Origin of the sequence: Acidithiobacillus sp. (assembly GCF_049965315.1) — a bacterium.
In the GTDB taxonomy this organism is placed as follows: Bacteria; Pseudomonadota; Gammaproteobacteria; order Acidithiobacillales; family Acidithiobacillaceae; genus Acidithiobacillus_B.
In genome coordinates, this window is sequence record NZ_JBMFWL010000002.1 from 98385 (window position 1) to 117204 (window position 18820).

Here is an 18820-nt window from a genome sequence, read left to right on the forward strand (position 1 = left end):
CCGGGTCCTCAGGAAAACTGTTTCAAAAAACGCAGGTCATTCTCAAAAAAGAGGCGCAGATCATTCACACCATAACGCAGCATGCTCAAGCGCTCCACCCCCAAGCCGAAGGCGAAGCCGGTAAAGCGCTCGCCGTCCACTCCCGCCTTCTCCAGGACGGCCGGATGCACCATTCCGCAACCCAGCACCTCCAGCCAGCCGCTTTGTTTGCAGACCCGGCATCCCTGACCGGCGCAGATCACGCAGCCCACGTCCACCTCGGCGGAGGGTTCGGTGAAGGGAAAGTAGGATGGACGAAAACGGACCGGCAGATCCGCACGATCGAAAAAGGCCTGCAAAAAATCCTGCAGCAGCCCGCGCAGATCGGCAAAGCTGGCCTGCTCATCCAAGAGCAGGCCCTCCACCTGATGAAACATGGGCGTATGGGTCAAGTCCGAATCGCGGCGGTACACCCGCCCGGTGGCAATCATCCGCACGGGCGGTTCGTGGTTTTCGAGAAAGCGGATCTGAACCGGCGAGGTATGGGTGCGCAGAACCCGGTTCGCATCCAGGTAAAAGGTATCGTGCATGGCCCGCGCCGGGTGATCGGCGGGGATGTTGAGGGCCTCGAAGTTGTGATAATCGTCCTCGATCTCCGGCCCGTCACTGGGCAGAAAACCCAAGCCCAGGAAGTAGGTCTTGATCCACTCCAGGGTCTGCACGATGGGATGCGTGGTCCCCCCTGCCAGCCCCCGGCCCGGCAGGGTCACATCCAGCCTTTCCGCGCGCAGCCGTTCCTCCAGAGCGAGCGCCTGAAGTTCCTCCTTGCGCGATTGCAAGAGCGCCTGGATTTCAGACTTCACCTGATTGAGGGCCAATCCGGCCGCCCGCCGTTCCTCGCCTTGCAGTTGGGATAGATTCTGCAAGGCGGTCGTCAGCGTGCCTTTTTTCCCCAGGTACTGCACCCGCAACTGCTCCAGGGCGGACAAATCAAAGGCGGCACGTATAGCCCGTGCCGCCTCCTCCAGAGGAAGCAACCTTCCTGCATCCATCTCGTTCCCCGCAGCCACTCAGGCGGCCAACTGACCCTTCACTACCTCCACGAGGCGGCTGAACGCGGCCTTGTCGTGAACCGCGAGATCCGCCAGGACCTTGCGATCCAACTGAATGCCGGCATGGTACAAACCGCTGACAAAACGGCTATAGGTCAAACCTTCAACCCGCGCCGCGGCATTGATACGCACGATCCACAAACTGCGGAAATCCCGCTTTTTGGTCCGCCGATCGCGATACTCATACATCAGCGCCTTCATCACCGCCTGGTGGGCGATGCGATAATTGCTCTTGCGCTGTCCCCGAAACCCTTTGGCCCGTTCGAGAACCTTCTTGTGCCGGGCGTGGGCTGTAACGCCGCGCTTTACTCTCGCCATTGTCCTACTCCTTTCACCTTAGCCGTACGGCAGCAAACGTCGCAAATTGGCCTGGTCGCTACCGGCGGTAACGATGGCATGGCGCAAATGACGCTTCCGCTTGGTCGATTTCTTCGTCAGGATATGATTCAAAAACGCCTGACGATGCTTGAACTTGCCGGAGCCGGTGCGCTTGAAACGCTTGGCCGCCCCGCGGTTGGTCTTCATTTTTGGCATGATAGCCTCCTATTTTTTACGCGGCGCGATGATCATCACCATTTGTCGCCCTTCCAATCGTGGTCGCTGCTCCACCACACCCACTTCCGTCAGATCATTTTCCACCCGGCTGAGCAACTCCATCCCCAATTCCGGATGGGACATCTCCCGCCCCCGAAACCGCAGGGTAATCTTGGCCCGGTCCCCATCCTCCAAAAAACGGAGGATGTTACGCAATTTGATTTGATAGTCTGCATCATCCGTACGCGGCCGGAACTTGATTTCCTTGACCTGCGTCTGCTTCTGCTTGCGCCGGGCATCGTGGAGACGCTTGCTTTCCTGGAATTTGAATTTGCCAAAATCCATGACCCGGCAAACCGGCGGCTCCGCCTGAGGGGCTATCTCTACCAGATCCAACTCTGCCGCCTCGGCAGCCGCCAGGGCCTCCGCCAAGGAAACGACGCCCATCTGCTGCCCTTCCGCGTCGATCAGCCGCACCCGCGGCGCCGTGATTTCCCGATTGATATTAATCTCTTTTTCCGTCGCGATCGCTTTATCCCCCTCGCTCGCCTTGCCACTCCAGGACGTTGACACGCCGCTGATTCATCAACCGCAATGCCTCAACTGCCGAAGCCACGGCCACGCTACCCAAATCCAGGCCGTCGCGGGTACGCACGGCGACGGTGCCCGCCTCTTTCTCGCGCTCCCCGACCACCAGGAGGTAGGGAATGCGGCGTAAAGTGTGGGCGCGTATTTTATAGCCGATCTTCTCGTTTCTCAAGTCCAGATCGCAACGCAGTCCCGCGTCGAGAAAATGCCTGTGCACCTTCTCCGCATAATCGGCCTGATGCTCGCTGATGGGCAGAACCACGGCCTGCACCGGAGCCAGCCACAAGGGAAACTTCCCCTCATAATGCTCGATCAGGACACCAAAAAAGCGCTCCAGCGAGCCAAAGATCGCCCGATGAATCATGATCGGCGCCTGCCGCGAACCATCTTCGGCCACATATTCCATGGCAAAGCGGTCCGGGAGGTTGAAGTCCAGTTGCACCGTGCTGCACTGCCACTTCCGCCCGATGGCATCCTCGATCTTCAGATCGATTTTGGGCCCGTAAAAAGCGCCGCCGCCCGCATCCACCCCATAGGCCATGCCCTTCTTGTCGAGGGCGTTGCGCAGGGCGCCGGTGGCCGCCTCCCAGATGTCATCGCTCCCCACCGAGTGCTCGGGGCGGGTGGAGAGATTGATTTCATAGCGATCAAAGCCGAAAGCCCCGAGGATCTCCTGAATCAGCTCCAGGACTCCCACGATCTCCGCCTCGATCTGATCGGGCCGGCAAAAAACATGGGCATCATCCTGCGTAAAGCCACGCACGCGCATCAGGCCATGCAAGGCGCCGGACATTTCATGGCGGTACACCGTACCCAGCTCCGCCCAACGTATGGGCAGATCCCGGTAGGAGTGCATCCGGTCCTTGTAAATCAGAATATGGAATGGGCAGTTCATGGGCTTGAGCTGGTAGGGCTGCCCCTCGTCCTCCATGGCCTGGAACATGGAATCGCTATAAAAGTCCTTATGCCCCGAAGTAAACCAAAGCTGCTCGTGGGCGATGTGGGGCGTATAGAGGAGTTCATAGCCGGCATCGACATGGGCCGCCCGCCAGAAGTCCTCCACCACCCGCCGCACCCGCGCCCCCATGGGGTGCCAGAACACCAGTCCGCCACCGGCGTCCTCCTGGATGGAGAACAGCTCCAGCTCCGTGCCGATGCGCCGGTGATCGCGCCTTTCCGCCTCGGCCAACTGCCGCAAATAGGCATCAAGTGCCTTCTGATCCGGCCACGCCGTCCCGTAAATCCGCTGCAGCATGGGATTGCGGGCATCTCCCCGCCAGTAGGCCCCCGCCACCCGCGTCAATTTGAAAGCCCCCAGCAAGCCCGTCGCCGGAACATGCGGTCCACGGCAGAGATCCACAAAATCGCCCTGCCGATACAGGCTCAGGGTTTCGCCGGCCGGGATGGCGCGGATAATTTCGACCTTGTAATGCTCCCCCATCCCCTCGAACAGGGCGATGGCCGCATCCCGGTCCAGCTCCTCCCGCCGTACCGGAAGGTTGGCCCGCACCAGATCCTGCATGCGCCCTTCGATGGCCGCCAGGTCTTCCGGAGTGAATCCGCGCGGAAAGGCAAAATCGTAATAGAATCCGTTATCGATGCTGGGGCCGATGGTGACCTGCGCTTCGGGATAGAGGGATTTGACCGCCTGCGCCAGCAAATGGGCCGTGGAGTGGCGCAGAACCTCCAGCCCCTCCGGAGCATCCCGGGTGATGATCGCTACTGCGGCATCATGGGCAATGGGCACGGAAAGGTCCTGCAGCACGCCATCCACCTTGACCGCCAGCGCCGCCTTGGCCAGGCCCGCCCCAATGGATTGAGCGAGCTGCAGGCCGCTAACGGGCGCATCAAAGTGACGAAGACTGCCATCCGGCAACTGTAGGTCCGGCATGAACCCCCCAAAGAAAAAGCACCAGCGAGCATGGCCCCCCGGTGCGGGTTATGGTAGGCACGGGCGGTTTCGAACCGCCGACCTCTACCGTGTCAAGGTAGCGCTCTCCCCCTGAGCTACGCGCCTGCGAGGTGCAAAAGTACCAAGTCCAAGATGGCGCGTCAAGAGCCGCGCAGCAATGGCAAGACGTTAAATCGCCAGATAAATCCCGGTATGGCAAACACCGCGAACATGCACAAGGCAATCACATAAAACTCCCATCCCTGCCCTTGCACCTGGCCATCCGCGACCCGCTCCAGGCCAAAGCCGATGCTACCCACCACCAGGTATAAAACCAGCCATTCGGCCAGATACCAGAAAAACGCCTTACCCTGCCCGGTGGAGAACCACAAGAATATCCGACCACTCAACCAGGGCAAATTGGCGGCGACAAAGGCCAGGGCAATATAGCCGATAACAAGCTGATGTACGTTCATCATATCGCTCCCTGCAGGGCATAAATGCAAAAGGCCATCAACGGCCCCGGCAGGATACCGAGGATCAGCAAGGCCACGCTGTTAACGCTCATAAAGGCCGCCGCCACATCATCGCGCGCGATCTCCGGAGCGGCATCCTCGGGCGCATCAAAATACATCACCTTGATCACCCGGAGATAATAAAATGCGCCAATGACCGCCAGCAGCACACCAATAACCGCAATCCAGACATATCCCGCCGCGATGACGGCCTGGAATACCGCAAGTTTCGCATAGAAACCGACCGTGGGCGGAACGCCGGCCATGGAAAACATGATAATGAGCATCATCGCCGCATACCAGGGTTTCCGTTGCGCCAGCCCTTTGAAGTCGTCAATCCGCTCGGCCTCGAAACCCGCCCTGGTCAAAAGCAGGATCATGCCAAAACCTGCGAGGGACATCAGCACGTACACCACCGTATAAAATAGCGCGCTGGCAAGGCCGTTCAAGGTCCCGGCCAGAACCCCCAGGGACAGGAATCCCACATGCCCCACGGTGGAATACGCCAGCATCCGCTTGATATTGCCTTGGGCGATGGCAATCACATTGCCCACCACCAGCGAAGCGATGGCGAGGACGATGAAGATCTGCTGCCAGACCGCCATCACTCCATAACTCCCATCCACCAGCAGACGGATAATCAGGGCGAATGCGCCCAGTTTGGGGGCCGACGCCAGAAACAGGGTAACCGCCGTCGGCGCGCCCTGATAAACATCCGGCAGCCACATATGAAAAGGAGCCGCCCCCAGCTTGAAGGCAATGCCGGCCGTGATGAATACCATGGCAAAAACCAGGACCAGATTGGCACCGGTCACGTTGACCAGACCAGCGGCGATATCCCGCACGTCGAGGCTTCCGGTCAACCCATAAAGCAGGGACATGCCATACAGAAGCAGGCCGGAAGCCAGCGCGCCGAGGACAAAGTATTTGAGGCCCGCTTCCGTCGCCATCAGGCTATCCCGGTACATGGCCACCAGCGCATATTGACTGAGGGCCAGCAATTCCAGCCCCAGATAAATGGTCAGGAGGTTCCCGCCGGATGCCATGATCATGACTCCCAGCAGCGCGAAGAGGAGGAGCACGAAGACCTCCCCTCGATACAGCCCCCGCTCACGAAGATAGCGACCGGAATAGATCACGACCAAAAATACTGCCAGATAACTAAACAGGTTGATTACGTTGGCAAAAGGATCCGCAATGAACATCCCGGCGAATGCCGTGCCCCGCTGGTCCATGAGCATGAAAGTCAGGGCGGCGGCACCCAGCAGGGTCAGCCCGGTCAGCACGGCGGCGATGTCGCGCAGTTTCTCCGCGAAAAAGAGATCCGCCAGGAGAGTCACGCAGGCCATGCTCAATACCCAGATTTCGGGGAGAGCCAACGTCCAGTGCGCGGTGATGTCGGTCATGGGGAAGTCCTTTACGCCGGAATCTTGTTAATGGCCACCTGTTCAACCAGGTGGTGAACGGAACTATGGAGAATATCGAGAAAGGGGGCCGGCCAGACGCCCAGCAACAGGGTGAAAAAAGCCAGCGCGCCCAGGACCAATACTTCCCGCCCGTTGGCATCCTTCAACGCCGCCACCGCCGGCTGCGTTACGGCACCGAAAATCACCCGTTTGAAGAGCCACAAGGTATAGGCTGCACCCGTGACCAGGCTGGTTGCGGCAAGAATCGCGGGCCATGGATACACCTGATAGGTGCCCAGGACGACCATGAATTCGCCGACGAAACCGGAGGTGCCCGGCAACCCCACGTTGGCCATGGCAAAAAGCATCATCAGGGAGGCGAATATGGGCATGGTATTCACCACGCCGCCATAAGCCTTGATCTGGCGGGTATGCATGCGATCATACAGCACCCCCACGCACAGGAACATGGCGGCACTGACGAAGCCGTGGGAGAGCATCTGGATAATGCTGCCCTCCATGGCTACGGCGGTGAAGACGAAAAACCCCAGGGTGACAAAACCCATGTGCGCAATGGAGGAATAGGCGATGAGCTTCTTCATGTCTTCCTGGACGACGGCGACCAAAGCGACATAAATGATGGCGATCAGCGACAATCCGATCATGATCCACGCCAGCTCCCGGCTGGCATCGGGCACGATGGGCAGGCTGAGGCGAAGGAAGCCGTAGGCGCCCATCTTCAGCATCACCGCCGCAAGGATGACCGATCCCCCCGTCGGCGCTTCGACATGCGCATCCGGCAACCAGGTATGTACGGGCCACATGGGAATCTTCACGGCAAAGGCTAGGAAGAAGGCAATAAAAATCAGGATCTGTGCCGTAGATCCGATGGGGATCTGTTGAAAGGTCAGCAGGTTGAAGCTGTGGTCCGCGTGAAAATAGAGGTAAAGCAATGCCACCAGCATCAATACCGAACCGAGAAAGGTATACAGGAAAAACTTGATCGTCGCATAGACGCGATTGGGGCCGCCCCAAATGCCGATGATCAGAAACATGGGTATCAGCATGGCCTCCCAAAAGACATAGAAAAGGATGGCATCCAGCGCGCAAAACACGCCGATCATCAATCCTTCCATGATGAGAAAGGCGCCCATGTATTGCGCCACACGCTGTTGGATATTGGTCCATGAACTGATCACAACCAGTATCGTCAAAAAACTGGTCAGCAATATGAACCACAGGGAAATGCCGTCCACGCCAAGGTGATAATGAATGTTCAGGGATGGTATCCAGGCCGCATACTCATTGAACTGCATCGCCGCCGTGTGATCGTTGAAACCCGTATAGAGAGGAATCGTCAGCGCAAAGGCCACAATGGAAAAAAGCAGCGCGGCCCAGCGCGCGGCCCGGGGCCGCCGGTCGCCGACGGCCAGGGTGAGGATCCCACCGATCACCGGTGTCCAGATGGCCAGACTGAGGAGCGGAAAATACGCCATGGACTTAGCCCCTCATCACGACAAAATACGTCATTAGCATGATCAATCCTATAATCATCGCAAAGGCATAGTGATAGATATAGCCGCTCTGAACCCGCCGCCAGGAAAGGGCGGCCTTCCCCACTTCCCGCGCCGTGCCATTCACCATGATCCCATCGATGATGCGGACATCGCCTACCCGCCAAAAGAGGCGCCCGAAGAACAATACGCCATTGACCAGAAGCACGCGGTTCAGGGCGTCAAAGCCATACTTGTGCTCCAGAATCCAGGTGAATGGCCGCAGCGCCCGAGCCAGCACCACGGGCAGCCCCGGAAGGATGAGATAAAGATAGGCCGCCGTCATGATGCCGGTGACGGCGAGCCAAAAGGGCAGGCTGATCAGCCCATGCATCATGAAAGCGAGAGAGCCGTGCCAGTGGGCAGCGATCTCGCCAATGGTATTCCATTGCGGCGCCACGGATATGGCGCCCTGGAAAAACGAACCCAGGCCGATGGGTTGGATATAGGCCCAACCGGCATAAATGGACGGAATACTCAGGGCCAGCAAAGGAACGGTGATTACCCGGGGCGACTCGTGGAGGTGAGCGCGGGTATGGGCATCCATCCGCGGCTGGCCATGAAAGACCAGAAAGAACAGGCGAAATGTATACAATGCCGTGACCAGCACGCCCGCAACCAGGAAAAACTCCGCCAGCCCCGCTCCGGGTACCTGCGCCAGACCCACGGCTTCGATGATCAGATCCTTGCTGAAAAATCCGGCAAAGGGCGGGATGCCCGCAAGGGCCAGGCTGCCGATGAGAAACGTCACATAGGTAACGGGCATGTACCGCCGCAACCCGCCCATCTTGCGAATATCCTGCTCATTGTTCATGGCGTGAATTACCGAACCCGCCGCGAGAAAGAGCAGGGCCTTGAAGAAGGCATGGGTCATGAGGTGGAAGATGGCCGCCGAAAAGGCCGATGCCCCCAGGGCTGCCGTCATGTACCCGAGCTGGGACAAGGTGGAATAGGCAATGATGCGCTTGATATCATTTTGCACGAGGCCAATCAGACCCATGAACAGCGCCGTGATGGCACCGACCATGAGGACCACCGCCAGCGCCGTCGCCGACAGCTCATAGATGGGCGACATCCGGGCGACCATGAAGATGCCCGCCGTCACCATGGTGGCAGCGTGAATCAGCGCCGAGATGGGGGTCGGGCCTTCCATGGACTCCGGCAGCCAGACGTGCAAGGGCACCTGGGCCGACTTTCCCATGGCCCCGATGAAGAGCAGGATGGCGATCCAGGTGATCACGCTCCAGGGATGTCCCGGAATGATTGCGACGGTCTGGCCAACCAGATTGGGCAATTGCGCGAAAACCGTGCGGTAATCCAGGCTTCCACAATAACTGTAAATGGCGGCAATGCCGAGCAGGAAGCCAAAGTCCCCCACCCGGTTGACGATAAACGCCTTGATGGCCGCCGCATTGGCGCTCTCCCGCTGGAACCAGAAACCGATCAACAGATAGGACACCAGGCCTACGGCTTCCCAGCCGAAAAACAGTTGCAGAAAATTATTGCTCATCACCAGCATGATCATGGCAAAGGTGAACAGCGCGATGTAACTGAAGAATCGCGCATACCCCGGATCTCCATGCATATAGCCAACGGTATACACATGCACGCACAGAGACACGAAAGTCACCACCACCAGCATCACTGCCGTCAACGCATCGATATCAAAGCCGATGTGCAGGGGGAGATTGCCCATGACGCCCCAGGTGTAGACATTCCCATAGAATGTCACACCCTGGGTGACTTGCCAGAGCACGAACAGCGCCAGATAAAAAGCAATGGCCACACCGACAATGGGTGCCCAGTGGGCCTTTTCCTTCAGTTGGCGGCTCCCCAGACCGGCGATCAGCGACCCGAGCAGGGGTGCCAGGGGAATGGCCAGGTAGATCGGGAGGGCCGGGAACAGCCTCAGCCAGTCAAAAACGAACATCTCACCCCCTCAGCTCGTCAATATCGTCCACATTGATGCTGTGCCGATTGCGGAAATACACCACCAGGATCGCCAATCCGATAGCCGCCTCGGCTGCCGCCACCGTGAGAATGAAAAAAACGAAGACCTGTCCGGCAAGATTGCCGAGATAATAGGAAAAGGCGACCAGGTTGATATTGACGGCCAACAGCATCAATTCGATGGCCATCAGCAGGATGATCACGTTTTTCCGGTTGAGGAAAATGCCGATCACCCCGATGGAAAAAAGGAGCGCTGCAAGGATGAGGTAGGACGATAAGGTTGGCATGGATCACCTCAATGTTTGTTGGCGCGCAAATCAACGAGGTGTACCCGGTCTTTGGCCCGGACCCGCAGTTGCTCCTCCGTGCGCTGGCTTTTGGTCCCGCTGCGCCGCCGCAGGGTCAGGGCAATGGCCGCGATGATGGCCACCAGGAGTATGGCCGCGGCTATTTCGAAGGGATAGAGATATTGGGTGTACAAGAGGTAGCCCAGCGCCCGGGTATTGTCGTAATTCCCCGGGAAGGGCACTGGCGCCGGGATGTGACCCAGGGGTGCCGTCCAATACACCATGGCCAGTTCGAGGACGCCGAGGGCGGCGATGGCCAATCCGAGGGGCAGGTAACTGAGAAAGCCCTCCTTGAGTCTGGCCAGATTGATGTCCAGCATCATCACGACGAAAAGAAAGAGCACCATGACCGCCCCGACATACACCAGGATCAGGATCAGGCCGAGGAATTCCGCCCCGAGCAGGAGAAAAATCGCTGCGGCACTAAAGAATGTCAGCACCAGATAGAGGGTGGCATATACCGGATTGCGCGCGATGACCACCATGGTCGCCGCCCCCAGGAGGACGATGGAAAAGGCGTAAAACAGTATGGAGGTTATATTCAGCATGTTCCCGTCTTTCCCCCTATCATCGATAACGGCTATCGGACTCACGGTCGCTGGCGAGTTCCGCCTCCAGCCGATCACCGTTGGCCAGGAGCATGTCTTTGGTATAAATCAGGTCGGCCCGGATTTCCCCATGATAATCAAAAACCCGGCTTTCGACGATGGAGTCCACGGGACAGGACTCTTCACACAGCCCGCAAAAAATGCACTTGCTCAAGTCAATGTCATAGCGCGTCGTCCGCCGCGTCCCGTCCGCACGCTGTTCACTTTCAATGGTGATGGCGAGGGCCGGACAAACGGCCTCGCAAAGCTTGCAGGCGATGCACCGTTCCTCGCCATTGGGATAGCGGCGCAGGGCGTGTAGCCCGCGAAAACGGGGTGACTGCGGCGTACGCTCCTCCGGGTACTGCACGGTGATCTTGCGGGCGAAAAGATAGCGCCCCGTGAGCCCCATGCCGCGCAGCATTTCGGTGAGAAAAAAGGTCTGGAACCACTGCCTTGGCTTGAATTGCATTCGCTTTCCTCTCTTCAGCGCAAGACTGCGCGCAAGGGCGTCTCTAGGGCGATTCCAATGACCACGATCCAGGCAATGGTCACGGGAATGAATACCTTCCATCCCAACCGCATGATCTGATCATAACGGTAACGCGGGAACGTGGCGCGGATCCATAAGAAGACAAAGAGGAGAAAAGCCGTTTTGGCGATCAGCCACACCGTGCCTGGGACCCAAGTGAAGGGCGGCAGATTGACGGGGGGATACCACCCGCCCAGGAACAGGATGGCCGTCAGTATGGAAACGAAGATCATGTTCGCATATTCGGCCAGGAAAAAAAGCGCAAAGGCCATGCCCGAATATTCCACATGGAATCCCGCCACGATTTCCGACTCGCCTTCGGCCACATCGAAAGGAGCGCGATTGGTTTCCGCCACGCCCGAGATGAAGTACACCAGAAAAAAGGGAAATAGCGGCAGCCAGTACCAGGACCAGAATCCCCCCCCGGCCTGGGCCTCCACAATCTTGCTGAGGTCCAGGGTCTGCGCCGCCATCAACACCCCAACCAGGGCAAAACCCATGGCGATTTCGTAAGCGACCAACTGGGCAGCAGCACGCATGGCCCCGAGGAAGGCATATTTGGAATTGGATGCCCACCCCGCGACGATGATCCCATACACCCCCAGGCCGGCAATGGCCAACACATAGAGCAAGCCGGCATTCATATTGGAGATGGCCATGCCCGGTCCAAAAGGAATGGCCGCCCACACCAGCATGGCGGGGACAAAGGCCAGCACCGGGGCCGCCAGGAACAGAAAGCGGTTGGCGCTGCTGGGAATGATGATTTCCTTGAAAAGGAGCTTGATGGCATCGGCAATGGGTTGCAAGGAACCCTTGATGCCCACCCGGTTAGGGCCGAGGCGCACCTGGATATAGCCGATGACCTTGCGTTCGGCGAGGGTCAGGTAGGCGACGGCCAGCAGGAGAGGCACCACGACCACCAGAATCTTGAGTACCGACCAGAGCACCGGCCACCAGAAATGGTCTTGTAGGGTTGGGATATTCACGGCGCCCCCTAACCCGTCGCCAAGGCAGCGGCGGCCGCAACCGCCGGGGCCGAGGCGATGGCACAAGGACCCACGGCCGGACCAAGGTCCCGGGTCTCCGGGAAGCCCATGGGCACCCATACGGCGCCCATGGGGATCTTGCGGTCCAGGACCAGCGGCAGCAGGGCCTTGCCGGCAGTCGTGGTGATTTCCACGACCCCGGGATGCAGGCGCAGGGCCGCCGCCTGCTCCGGGTGCAGGCGCGCGACGGCCTGCTGGGCCAAGGGTGCCGAGCGCCGGACCAGCGGATCGCTCCGATACAAGGGCCATTCTCCCATGCGCAACAGCGGCGCCGCGCTGTGCGCCCCGGCCTCACAATGGGGGAAAGGGGCGAGGGGCGTTACATCGAGGGGGAATTCGCCCACCGCCCGTTGCCATGCCCGGGTCACCTCCTCCAACTCCGTGAAGGCGAAACCCTCCACCCCCAGGCTATGCCCCAGCACCCGCAGGATCTTCCAGCCCGGGCGCGCCTCGCCCGCTGCCCGCACCGCCGCGCGAAAAGGCTGTTCACGCCCCTCATTGTTGATGTAACGCCCCGCCCCTTCGCCAAAGGCGACCGCCGGCAGAATGACATGGGCGTAGCGCTGCGCCTCCCGGGAAAAACAGCCGATGCTGATCACCAGCTCCGCTGCGCCCAAGGCGTGTTCCGCTGCGGCGCCATCCCAGCAATCCAGGGTGGGCTCGCAGTCCATGAGGACGTAGCCCTTCAGCCCCGGTGTCCACATGGACCCCGCCGGCAGCCCCTGCTGGGGACTCGCAGCGCCGCCCGGAAGACGATGGGGAACGCATCCGGCAATCCAGGCTCCGGCACTGTTGGCGCCTTCTCCCAGCCAACTGAGCCGTCCGCCGGCAAGGGCTGCGACTTGCCCGATCCAGTACAAAAGTTCGGCTGCCCGGGGGTGACGCAGGACGCCGCTGCCCACCAGGATCACGGGGTTGTCCGCCCCACGCAGCGCCTGTGCCGCCCCTGCCAGGGCCGTATCCCCCGGCGGTTCGGCAATGACCTCGGGCTGTGCAAGGTATCGGCACAGCCGCTCATAAAGCGCGACGTCCGCCCCGGCGTCGGCAACGATTTGCGTTGCCGGATAATTGAAGTCCCGCTGCTGCTCGGCCAGGACAAAAATCCGCCCGCCCGCGAGGACCGCCTTGCGCAGGCGATGATTGGTCAGGGGCTGTTCGTGACGCGGAAAGCCGTGACAGATCAGGATCACCGGCTCCCGCTCCAGATCCTCCAGGGCCATGTTCAAGGCCGGGTAGAGCGGCATGGCGGCATCGGCGCGAAAGTCCTGCTGCGTCAAACGATGATCCACGTGGGGGCTGCCGATCCCGCGCAGCAATCCCTGGAAAAGGAAAAGTTCCTCGACGCTGGCCCGCGCCGAGATCAATCCTCCCAGTTGCTGGGCGCCATGTTCGCGCAAGAGATGTTCTATTCCCCCGACGGCGGCATCAAGGGCCTCTGCCCAGCTCACCTCACGCCATTGGCCATCCACCCGCAGCAGCGGCTGGGTCACGCGATCATCGGCCGCCAGCCCCGCATAGGCGAAGCGTCCCTTGTCGCAGATCCATTCCTCATTGACGGCCTCCGCCGGTCGCGGCAAGACCCGCATCACTTCCCGGCCACGGCTCTGGATATCGATATGACAGCCCGTGGAACAGTGGGGGCAAATGCCCGGGGTGTGTTTCAGCTCCCAGTTGCGGGCCGTAAAGCGAAAGGGTTTGCTGGTGAGCGCACCCACCGGACACAAGTCGATCATGTTGCCCGACAATTCGGACCGCACCGCCTGGGCCACATAGGTGCCGATGGCCATGCGTTCGCCCCGCCCCGTTGCCCCCAGTTCCATGATGCCGCCAATTTCCTGACCAAAGCGCACACAGCGCGTACACTGGATGCAGCGCGTCATTTCCGTGGCTATGAGAGGACCGATATCCTTGTCCTCCACCACCCGCTTCTCTTCCGTATACTGGCTGTGGGGATTGGCAAAGCCCATGGTGATGTCCTGCAAGGGGCATTCGCCGCCCTGATCGCAAATGGGGCAATCCAGGGGGTGATTGATGAGGAGGAATTCCAGCACTCCCTGCTGCGCCATTTTCGCCTTGCGGGACGCCGTGGAGACCTTCATCCCATCCGCCACGGGGGTTGCACAGGCGGGCAGGGGTTTGGGGGCCTTCTCCACATCCACCAGGCACATCCGGCAATTGGCCGCCACCGAAAGCTTGGGGTGATAGCAGAAAAACGGGATATAAATCCCCAGCGCCTGCGCCGCTTCCATGATGGTGGTTCCCGGCGCAACATCAATCGGCTTACCGTCGATCTCGATAATCGGCATCACCCTGCTCCCGTCGTCACTAGACAGCGCTTGTGCTGAATGTGGTACTCGTACTCGCTGCGGAAAAGGCGAATGGAACTGACCACCGGCGCCACTCCCCCGTCGGCCAGCGCGCAAATGGTACGGCCCTCGATGCGTGCCCCCACATCCAGCAGCAGTTGCAGATCCTCCTCCCGGCCCTGACCATGCTCGATACGGTGCATCACCCGCCACAGCCACCCCATGCCTTCCCGGCAAGGGGTACACTGGCCGCAGGACTCATGCATATAGAAACGCGCAATCCGCTCCACGATCTTCACCATGCAGACGCTGTCATCCATGACAATGACCGACCCCGCCCCCAGGGCGGATCCCGCCTTGGAGATGGCATCATAATCCATGGTCGTATCCATCATGACCTCGCCGGCCACCATGGGCGTGCTCGTCCCGCCGGGAATCACCGCCTTCAATTTCCGCTCCGGGAAAAGCCCGCCGGCCATGGCCAGGAGGTCCTTGAAGGGCGTCCCCATGGGGACTTCATAGTTCCCCGGCCGCTGCACATGGCCGGTCACGGAGAAAATCTTGGTCCCGCCGTTGTTGGGCTTGCCCAGGTTGAGAAACCAGTCGCCGCCCTTGCTGATGATATCGGGCACCGACGCGAAGGTTTCGACGTTGTTGATGGTGGTGGGCTGTCCATAGAGCCCGTAGCTCGCCGGAAAGGGCGGCTTGAAGCGAGGTTGCCCCTTTTTGCCCTCGATGGACTCCATGAGGGCCGTTTCCTCTCCGCAAATATAGGCGCCGGCGCCCCGATGCACAGACAAATCAAAGGAAAATCCCGTACCGAGAATATGACTTCCCAGCAAGCCCGCCGCATAGGCCTCGGCCAGGGCGGCCTCGACGATGTGAATGGGTTCGATGAATTCACCGCGGATATAAATATAGCCCGCCCGCGCACCCATGGCATAGGCGCCGATGAGCATCCCCTCGATGAGCCGGTGCGGATCATAGCGCATGATGTCCCGGTCCTTGCAGGTGCCGGGTTCGCCTTCATCCGCGTTGCACAGGAGATACTTCGTGCCGCTAACTCCCTTGGGCATGAAGCTCCATTTCAGACCCGTCGGGAAACCCGCGCCGCCGCGGCCGCGCAGGCCGGATTTTTTCATCTCGGTAATGATCTGTTCCGGTGCCAGGGGCCGGAGCAGGACGTCGCGCAAGGTCCGGTAACCGCCGCTCGCCTCATATACCGCCAGCCGATGGGAATCCTCCAGGCCGCGATTCTGCAAGGTAACCCCATTAACCCACATCGTCGCCTCCCTCGCGGAGGGCCGCGAGAATGCCATCCACCCGATCCTTGGTCAGATTTTCATAATAACGGTCGCCCACCTGCATCATGGGCGCACCCAGACAGGCCCCCAGACACTCCACTTCCCGCAACGTGAAGAGACCATCGGGAGTCGTCTCGCCCACCTGGATGCCCAGCCGCTCCTCCAGATGGGCGAGGATCTGGTCCGAACCGCGGAGGAAACAGGATACGCTACCGCATACACAGATCTTGTGGCGACCCACGGGCTGCAAATCATACATCGAGTAAAAGGTAGCCACCTCATAGGCGCGGATGGGTTCAACGCCCAACAAATGGGCGACATAATCCATCACTTCCGTGGCGAGAAAACCCCGATCCTCCTGGGCAATGCGCAAGGCCGCCAGCAAGGCCGACTGGGCCCGGTCCTCCGGATATTTGGCCCGTTCCCGGGCGATTTCTGCAAGAGCCTGTGGGGATAACATCGCCTACCTGTCAATTTCGCCGAAAACGATATCCATGGTCGCCAGAATCGCCACCACGTCCGCAATCATGTGCCCCCGGGCCATTTCATCCATGGCCGCCAGATGGGGAAAACCGGGAGCCCGGATCTTCAGCCGATAGGGCTTGTTGGCGCCATCGGAGAGCAGATAAATACCAAATTCCCCCTTGGGCGCCTCCACCGCCGCATAGACTTCTCCGGCCGGCACCGTAAAGCCCTCGGAGAACAACTTGAAATGATGAATGAGGGCTTCCATGCTCGTCTTCATTTCTTCCCGATGGGGCGCCGCCACCTTGTAATCATCCGTCAGGACCGGACCGGGATTATGCCGCAACCAGTCCACACATTGGGCGATGATGCGATTGCTCTGCCGCATTTCCTCCACGCGCACCAGATAACGATCGTAACAATCACCCGCACTACCCACGGGGATGTCGAAATCCACCCGGTCGTAAGCCGCGTAGGGCTGGGTCCGGCGCAGATCCCAGGCCACGCCGGAGGCGCGCAGCATGGGACCGGAAAAGCCGAGCTGGATGGCCCGCTCCGGACTCACGACGCCAATCCCCACCGTGCGTTGCTTCCAGATGCGGTTGTCCGTCAGGAGCGTTTCATACTCATCCACATAGGCCGGAAAGCGCTGGGTAAAGTCGTCGATGAAGTCAAGGAGGCTGCCCTGGCGATTGGCGTTGAGTTCGCCCAGGCGCTTGGTGTCGCGATAGGGCGATGGCTGATACTGGGGCATGCGCTCGGGAAGGTCGCGGTAGACGCCGCCGGGTCGATAATAGGCGGCGTGCATGCGTGCGCCCGACACGGCCTCGTAGCAATCCATCAGGTCTTCCCGCTCGCGAAAACAGTACAGGAAGACGCTCATGGCCCCCACATCCAGGGCATAGGCGCCAAGCCAGAGGAGATGGTTGAGAACCCGCGTGATCTCATCGAACATGGTGCGGATATACTGGGCGCGCAGGGGTACGTCCACCCCCAGCAGGCGCTCGACGGCGATGCAGTAGGCGTGCTCATTGCACATCATCGACACATAATCGAGGCGGTCCATGTAGGGAAGCGCCTGCAGATAGGTTTTGTGCTCGGCGAGCTTCTCCGTGGCCCGGTGGAGTAGGCCGATATGGGGATCGGCGCGCTCGATCACTTCTCCATCCAGCTCCAGGACGAGGCGCAACACCCCATGGGCCGAAGGGTGCTGGGGCCCGAAATTCATGGTGAAGTTATTGATTTCTGGCATTGTAGCGGCCCTCCTCATCGGCGCGGATGATGCGCGGCACCACATCCCGCTCTTCGGTGCGGGTCGGCTCGTAGACCACCCGTTGGCGGTCCGCGTCGTAGCGCATTTCGACGGTCCCCACCAGGGGGAAGTCCTTGCGGAAGGGATGGCCGACAAAACCGTAGTCCGTCAGCAGGCGGCGCAAATCCGGATGACCGTCGAAAAGCAGGCCGAAAAGATCGAAGGCCTCCCGCTCGAACCAATTTGCGGCGCTCCACAAATCCACCACGGACGGCACCACCGGGATCTCGTCATCCAGAAAGACGCGCACCCTCAGCCGCTGGTTATGGCGCAAGGAGAGGAGGTGGTAAACCACGGCAAAGCGCGGCCCCTCCCAAGGGGAGTCGCCATATTCCCCATAATCCACACCGCACAGATCCACCAGTTGATCGAAGGCGCAGGCCGAGTCATCACGCAACCAGCGGCAGGCTGCCCAGAAGCCGTCGCGGTCCAGTTCAATGGTCAGCTCACCGAGGCGCAGGCGCGCATCGCGGATCTTTTCCCCGAGGCCCTCGTAGATGTGGAGACGCAAGTTTTCCAGTAGGTCCGTCATGGGTCACCGGGCGATCGTATTGGTACGACGGATTTTCTTCTGCAACTGCACCAGGCCGAAAAGCAGCGCTTCGGCAGTGGGCGGACAGCCCGGCACGTAAATATCCACGGGGACGATGCGATCGCAGCCGCGGACCACCGAATAGGAGTAATGGTAGTAGCCCCCGCCATTGGCGCAGGAACCCATGGAGACCACCCAGCGGGGCTCCGGCATCTGGTCATAGACCTTGCGCAGGGCAGGGGCCATCTTGTTCACCAGCGTACCGGCCACGATCATGACGTCGGACTGCCGCGGGCTGGGCCGGAAAACGATACCGAACCGGTCCAGGTCGTAGCGCGCGGCGCCCGCATGCATCATTTCCACCGCGCAGCAGGCCAGCCCGAAGGTCATGGGCCAAAGAGAGCCGGTCCTGCTCCAGTTCACCACCGTATCGATGGTGGTGGTGACGAAGCCCTTCTCCAGAACGCCTTCTATTCCCATTCCAGCGCCCCCTTTTTCCATTCATAGATGAACCCGATCACCAGGATGCCCAGAAAAATCAGCATCGCCACAAAACCCACCAATCCGATCTGGTCGAAAACCACGGCCCAAGGGAACAGGAAGGCGATTTCCAGGTCAAAAAGAATGAAGAGAATGGCCACCAGGTAGTAACGCACATCGAACTTCATGCGCGCGTCTTCAAAGGCCTCGAAACCGCACTCGTAAGGAGACAATTTCTCGCTGTCGGGCTTGCTGGGACCCAGCGCCGCCCCCAACAGCAGCGGCACCACGCCCACCAGCAACGCGATGAACAAGAAGATGAGTACTGGCAAATAGTGAGTCAACATCCGCACCACCCCCCGCCAAGCAGGCTGCAGCAGG

20 protein-coding genes and 1 tRNA gene are annotated in these 18820 nt (G+C 60.1%); all 21 read right to left on the bottom strand.

Features of this window, described 5'->3' with window-relative positions:
- Nucleotides 1-8: 8 nt before the first annotated feature.
- The 21 genes from pheS to ACP5MM_RS01365 all read right to left on the bottom strand — a co-directional run bounded on the left by pheS (nucleotide 9) and on the right by ACP5MM_RS01365 (nucleotide 18786).
- The gene (pheS, locus tag ACP5MM_RS01265) at nucleotides 9-1031 is read right to left on the bottom strand and encodes a phenylalanine--tRNA ligase subunit alpha (RefSeq protein ID WP_427932130.1); all 1023 of its coding nucleotides are present in this window, start codon (nucleotides 1029-1031) and stop codon (nucleotides 9-11) included.
- An 18-nt stretch (nucleotides 1032-1049) separates the two neighbouring features.
- Complete coding sequence (rplT, locus tag ACP5MM_RS01270; RefSeq protein ID WP_427933981.1) at nucleotides 1050-1409, bottom strand: 50S ribosomal protein L20; 360 nt, start codon at nucleotides 1407-1409, stop codon at nucleotides 1050-1052.
- Between the two features lie 18 nt (nucleotides 1410-1427).
- Nucleotides 1428-1625: a 50S ribosomal protein L35 gene (rpmI, locus tag ACP5MM_RS01275; protein WP_427932132.1), complete on the bottom strand. Its 198-nt coding sequence runs from the start codon at nucleotides 1623-1625 to the stop codon at nucleotides 1428-1430.
- Between the two features lie 9 nt (nucleotides 1626-1634).
- The gene (gene infC / locus ACP5MM_RS01280) at nucleotides 1635-2198 is read right to left on the bottom strand and encodes a translation initiation factor IF-3 (RefSeq protein ID WP_427932135.1); all 564 of its coding nucleotides are present in this window, start codon (nucleotides 2196-2198) and stop codon (nucleotides 1635-1637) included.
- Complete coding sequence (gene thrS / locus ACP5MM_RS01285) at nucleotides 2158-4104, bottom strand: threonine--tRNA ligase (protein WP_427932137.1); 1947 nt, start codon at nucleotides 4102-4104, stop codon at nucleotides 2158-2160. Before thrS ends, infC begins: the two co-directional genes overlap by 41 nt.
- Before the next feature lie 51 nt (nucleotides 4105-4155).
- A tRNA-Val gene (locus tag ACP5MM_RS01290) sits at nucleotides 4156-4230 on the bottom strand.
- Nucleotides 4231-4265: 35 nt separating this feature from the next.
- Nucleotides 4266-4583, bottom strand: coding sequence for a DUF2818 family protein (locus tag ACP5MM_RS01295; protein ID WP_427933982.1), 318 nt, complete (start codon nucleotides 4581-4583; stop codon nucleotides 4266-4268).
- Nucleotides 4580-6025: an NADH-quinone oxidoreductase subunit NuoN gene (nuoN, locus tag ACP5MM_RS01300; protein ID WP_427933983.1), complete on the bottom strand. Its 1446-nt coding sequence runs from the start codon at nucleotides 6023-6025 to the stop codon at nucleotides 4580-4582. The genes ACP5MM_RS01295 and nuoN overlap by 4 nt, the downstream gene beginning before the upstream one ends.
- Before the next feature lie 11 nt (nucleotides 6026-6036).
- Nucleotides 6037-7521, bottom strand: coding sequence for an NADH-quinone oxidoreductase subunit M (locus ACP5MM_RS01305; protein WP_427932144.1), 1485 nt, complete (start codon nucleotides 7519-7521; stop codon nucleotides 6037-6039).
- A 4-nt stretch (nucleotides 7522-7525) separates the two neighbouring features.
- Nucleotides 7526-9508 (bottom strand): NADH-quinone oxidoreductase subunit L, encoded by a 1983-nt coding sequence (gene nuoL, locus ACP5MM_RS01310; protein ID WP_427932146.1) that lies wholly within the window; start codon nucleotides 9506-9508, stop codon nucleotides 7526-7528.
- A 1-nt stretch (nucleotide 9509) separates the two neighbouring features.
- Nucleotides 9510-9815: an NADH-quinone oxidoreductase subunit NuoK gene (gene nuoK / locus ACP5MM_RS01315; RefSeq protein ID WP_427932148.1), complete on the bottom strand. Its 306-nt coding sequence runs from the start codon at nucleotides 9813-9815 to the stop codon at nucleotides 9510-9512.
- Between the two features lie 8 nt (nucleotides 9816-9823).
- Nucleotides 9824-10423 carry an NADH-quinone oxidoreductase subunit J gene (locus tag ACP5MM_RS01320; RefSeq protein ID WP_427932150.1) on the bottom strand — a complete coding sequence of 200 codons (600 nt, stop codon included), beginning with the start codon at nucleotides 10421-10423 and terminating at the stop codon, nucleotides 9824-9826.
- A 19-nt stretch (nucleotides 10424-10442) separates the two neighbouring features.
- The gene (nuoI, locus tag ACP5MM_RS01325) at nucleotides 10443-10934 is read right to left on the bottom strand and encodes an NADH-quinone oxidoreductase subunit NuoI (protein WP_427932152.1); all 492 of its coding nucleotides are present in this window, start codon (nucleotides 10932-10934) and stop codon (nucleotides 10443-10445) included.
- A 14-nt stretch (nucleotides 10935-10948) separates the two neighbouring features.
- Nucleotides 10949-11980: an NADH-quinone oxidoreductase subunit NuoH gene (gene nuoH / locus ACP5MM_RS01330; RefSeq protein WP_427933984.1), complete on the bottom strand. Its 1032-nt coding sequence runs from the start codon at nucleotides 11978-11980 to the stop codon at nucleotides 10949-10951.
- A gap of 8 nt (nucleotides 11981-11988) precedes the next feature.
- Nucleotides 11989-14346 carry an NADH-quinone oxidoreductase subunit NuoG gene (gene nuoG, locus ACP5MM_RS01335; protein ID WP_427933985.1) on the bottom strand — a complete coding sequence of 786 codons (2358 nt, stop codon included), beginning with the start codon at nucleotides 14344-14346 and terminating at the stop codon, nucleotides 11989-11991.
- Nucleotides 14346-15629 (bottom strand): NADH-quinone oxidoreductase subunit NuoF, encoded by a 1284-nt coding sequence (nuoF, locus tag ACP5MM_RS01340; protein WP_427933986.1) that lies wholly within the window; start codon nucleotides 15627-15629, stop codon nucleotides 14346-14348. Before nuoF ends, nuoG begins: the two co-directional genes overlap by 1 nt.
- Nucleotides 15619-16110, bottom strand: a complete 492-nt coding sequence (gene nuoE, locus ACP5MM_RS01345; protein ID WP_427933987.1) for an NADH-quinone oxidoreductase subunit NuoE — start codon at nucleotides 16108-16110, stop codon at nucleotides 15619-15621. The genes nuoF and nuoE overlap by 11 nt, the downstream gene beginning before the upstream one ends.
- A gap of 3 nt (nucleotides 16111-16113) precedes the next feature.
- Complete coding sequence (locus ACP5MM_RS01350) at nucleotides 16114-17367, bottom strand: NADH-quinone oxidoreductase subunit D (protein ID WP_427932947.1); 1254 nt, start codon at nucleotides 17365-17367, stop codon at nucleotides 16114-16116.
- Complete coding sequence (locus tag ACP5MM_RS01355; protein WP_427932946.1) at nucleotides 17351-17959, bottom strand: NADH-quinone oxidoreductase subunit C; 609 nt, start codon at nucleotides 17957-17959, stop codon at nucleotides 17351-17353. Before ACP5MM_RS01355 ends, ACP5MM_RS01350 begins: the two co-directional genes overlap by 17 nt.
- A 3-nt stretch (nucleotides 17960-17962) precedes the next feature.
- Nucleotides 17963-18439 carry a NuoB/complex I 20 kDa subunit family protein gene (locus ACP5MM_RS01360; RefSeq protein WP_123105472.1) on the bottom strand — a complete coding sequence of 159 codons (477 nt, stop codon included), beginning with the start codon at nucleotides 18437-18439 and terminating at the stop codon, nucleotides 17963-17965.
- Nucleotides 18430-18786, bottom strand: a complete 357-nt coding sequence (locus ACP5MM_RS01365) for an NADH-quinone oxidoreductase subunit A (RefSeq protein WP_123105470.1) — start codon at nucleotides 18784-18786, stop codon at nucleotides 18430-18432. Before ACP5MM_RS01365 ends, ACP5MM_RS01360 begins: the two co-directional genes overlap by 10 nt.
- Between the last annotated feature and the right edge of the window lie 34 nt (nucleotides 18787-18820).

What these genes read in the sequence shown, in the direction of transcription:
- nuoK (WP_427932148.1), bottom strand. Translation starts at nt 9,815, where the DNA reads ATGCCAACCTTATCGTCCTACCTCATCCTTGCAGCGCTCCTTTTTTCC.
- pheS (WP_427932130.1), bottom strand. Translation starts at nt 1,031, where the DNA reads ATGGATGCAGGAAGGTTGCTTCCTCTGGAGGAGGCGGCACGGGCTATA.
- rpmI (WP_427932132.1), bottom strand. Translation starts at nt 1,625, where the DNA reads ATGCCAAAAATGAAGACCAACCGCGGGGCGGCCAAGCGTTTCAAGCGC.
- ACP5MM_RS01365 (WP_123105470.1), bottom strand. Translation starts at nt 18,786, where the DNA reads ATGTTGACTCACTATTTGCCAGTACTCATCTTCTTGTTCATCGCGTTG.
- ACP5MM_RS01305 (WP_427932144.1), bottom strand. Translation starts at nt 7,521, where the DNA reads ATGGCGTATTTTCCGCTCCTCAGTCTGGCCATCTGGACACCGGTGATC.
- ACP5MM_RS01320 (WP_427932150.1), bottom strand. Translation starts at nt 10,423, where the DNA reads ATGCTGAATATAACCTCCATACTGTTTTACGCCTTTTCCATCGTCCTC.
- nuoG (WP_427933985.1), bottom strand. Translation starts at nt 14,346, where the DNA reads ATGCCGATTATCGAGATCGACGGTAAGCCGATTGATGTTGCGCCGGGA.
- ACP5MM_RS01350 (WP_427932947.1), bottom strand. Translation starts at nt 17,367, where the DNA reads ATGCCAGAAATCAATAACTTCACCATGAATTTCGGGCCCCAGCACCCT.
- thrS (WP_427932137.1), bottom strand. Translation starts at nt 4,104, where the DNA reads ATGCCGGACCTACAGTTGCCGGATGGCAGTCTTCGTCACTTTGATGCG.
- ACP5MM_RS01360 (WP_123105472.1), bottom strand. Translation starts at nt 18,439, where the DNA reads ATGGGAATAGAAGGCGTTCTGGAGAAGGGCTTCGTCACCACCACCATC.
- ACP5MM_RS01355 (WP_427932946.1), bottom strand. Translation starts at nt 17,959, where the DNA reads ATGACGGACCTACTGGAAAACTTGCGTCTCCACATCTACGAGGGCCTC.
- nuoI (WP_427932152.1), bottom strand. Translation starts at nt 10,934, where the DNA reads ATGCAATTCAAGCCAAGGCAGTGGTTCCAGACCTTTTTTCTCACCGAA.
- ACP5MM_RS01295 (WP_427933982.1), bottom strand. Translation starts at nt 4,583, where the DNA reads ATGATGAACGTACATCAGCTTGTTATCGGCTATATTGCCCTGGCCTTT.
- nuoE (WP_427933987.1), bottom strand. Translation starts at nt 16,110, where the DNA reads ATGTTATCCCCACAGGCTCTTGCAGAAATCGCCCGGGAACGGGCCAAA.
- nuoN (WP_427933983.1), bottom strand. Translation starts at nt 6,025, where the DNA reads ATGACCGACATCACCGCGCACTGGACGTTGGCTCTCCCCGAAATCTGG.
- nuoF (WP_427933986.1), bottom strand. Translation starts at nt 15,629, where the DNA reads ATGTGGGTTAATGGGGTTACCTTGCAGAATCGCGGCCTGGAGGATTCC.
- nuoL (WP_427932146.1), bottom strand. Translation starts at nt 9,508, where the DNA reads ATGTTCGTTTTTGACTGGCTGAGGCTGTTCCCGGCCCTCCCGATCTAC.
- rplT (WP_427933981.1), bottom strand. Translation starts at nt 1,409, where the DNA reads ATGGCGAGAGTAAAGCGCGGCGTTACAGCCCACGCCCGGCACAAGAAG.